The organism is Streptomyces sp. SolWspMP-5a-2, from assembly GCF_900091845.1.
Classification (GTDB): domain Bacteria; phylum Actinomycetota; class Actinomycetes; order Streptomycetales; family Streptomycetaceae; genus Streptomyces; species Streptomyces doudnae.
Window position 1 is genome coordinate 1 of sequence record NZ_FMCI01000205.1, and the last position, 1,637, is coordinate 1,637.

General features: G+C 71.2%; 2 protein-coding genes. One reads left to right on the forward strand and one right to left on the reverse strand.

Features of this window, described 5'->3' with window-relative positions; all coding sequences use genetic code 11:
* Positions 1–1,109: D-alanyl-D-alanine carboxypeptidase family protein (locus GA0115242_RS21015; protein WP_346013514.1), on the reverse strand; the 1,109-nt coding region annotated here is incomplete at its 3' end.
* Positions 1,110–1,200: 91 nt separating this feature from the next.
* Here GA0115242_RS21015 and GA0115242_RS21020 point away from each other — a divergent pair.
* On the forward strand, positions 1,201–1,440 hold the full coding sequence (locus GA0115242_RS21020) for an SCO4848 family membrane protein (protein WP_093830746.1): 240 nt from the start codon (positions 1,201–1,203) through the stop codon (positions 1,438–1,440).
* The last annotated feature ends 197 nt before the right edge of the window (positions 1,441–1,637 follow it).

A 1,637-nucleotide genomic window follows, 5' to 3' on the forward strand; every position in this document is an offset into this window, starting at 1 on the left:
TTGTCCGCGGTGCCGCCCGCCTCACCGGGCGACGCGCCGGAGCCGGGCTTGGCCGTCGACCCGGCGGCGCTGCGCGGCGCCACCAGCTCGCCCACCGGGTGCGCCTTGCCCGCCGCGGCGAAGCCCCAGTCGAAGAGCTTCGCGGTCTCCTTGTAGATCTCGTTGTGCTCGTTCTTCGCCGGGTTCATCACGGTGACGAGCAGCACCCGGCCGTCGCGCTCGGCGACCCCGGTGAAGGTCGCGCCCGCGTTGGTGGTGTTGCCGTTCTTGACGCCCGCGATGCCCTGGTAGACGGAGATGTCGAAGTCGCCGCTCAGCAGCCGGTTGGTGTTCTGGATCTCGAAGGTCCCGCGGACCTCCTTGCCCTTCTTCTTCTCCGTGTCCCCGGGGAACTTGGCCCGCACCGTCGAGCAGTACTCGCGGAAGTCCTTCTTCTGCAGCCCGGAGCGGGCGAACAGCGTCAGGTCGTACGCCGACGACACCTGCCCCGGCGCGTCGTAGCCGTCCGGGCTGACCACGTGGGTGTCGAGCGCCTGCAACTCCGCGGCGTGCTCGTTCATCTCCCGGACGGTGTTGTCGACGCCGTCGTTCATCGCCGACAGCACATGCACGGCGTCGTTGCCCGAGCGCAGGAAGACGCCCAGCCACAGATCGTGGACCGAGTACGTCTCGCCCTCCTTTATCCCCACCATGCTGGACCCGGCGCCGATGTCCGCGAGGTCGGCGGGGACCACCGTGTGCCGGTCGGTCTTCGGGAACTTCGGCAGCACGGTGTCCGCGAACAGCATCTTCATGGTGCTCGCCGGGGGCAGCCGCCAGTGCGCGTTCTGCGCGGCCAGCACCTCGCCCGACTCGGCGTCCGCGACGATCCAGGACCGCGCGGTCAGCCCCTTGGGCAGCACCGGGGCACCGCCGCCCAGATCGGCCTGCGCCCCCGGCTGCCCGAGCCGCGCGCCGCCCAGCGACGACATGTGCGCGGGCGGGGTGGCCGAGGGGCTGCCCGACGGGGTCGGGGCGGCGAGCGCGGCGGGCGCGGTCAGCGTGAGCGACGACAGGGCGGCGGAAGCGACCAGCAGGGATCGCCTGACGGTCCGGTGAGGTGCGGGCACGGACGAGAACGTACATGCCCCGGTCACGGATGTCCCGCCGGCCTCCCCACCCCGGCCGTCGAGCCGCCGGGGCGACGGCGATACTGAAGGCATGAAGCTCAGCCGCCCGGTCTCCTGGTTCCTGCTCGCCTTCGGGGTGTGGAGCTGGGTCATCTGGGTCACTTTCGTCAAAAACCTGATCAAGGACGGCAGCGGGCTCGCCTTCGACGGCGGCCACCCGACGGCGTACTTCTGGGTGCACCTGACGCTCGCGGTCGTCTCCTTCGTATTGGGGACGGTCGTCGGGGGCATCGGGTTGCGCGGGCTGCGCGCACTGCGCCGCATGTCATAGCCCGGCCCTGCCGTCAGCACGACAGGTTCACGCCACATCCGACTACGTCCGACAACGGGGGCACGGCACCGTGGTCATCGTCATCCTCTTCGTCCTGCTCGCGCTCGCCGTGGTGGTGGGCGCCAACTGGTACGTCTGGAGACGCCTGTTCCGCGACACCACGCGGGCGCCGGGCGCGGCGCGCCGGGCGGGCGCGG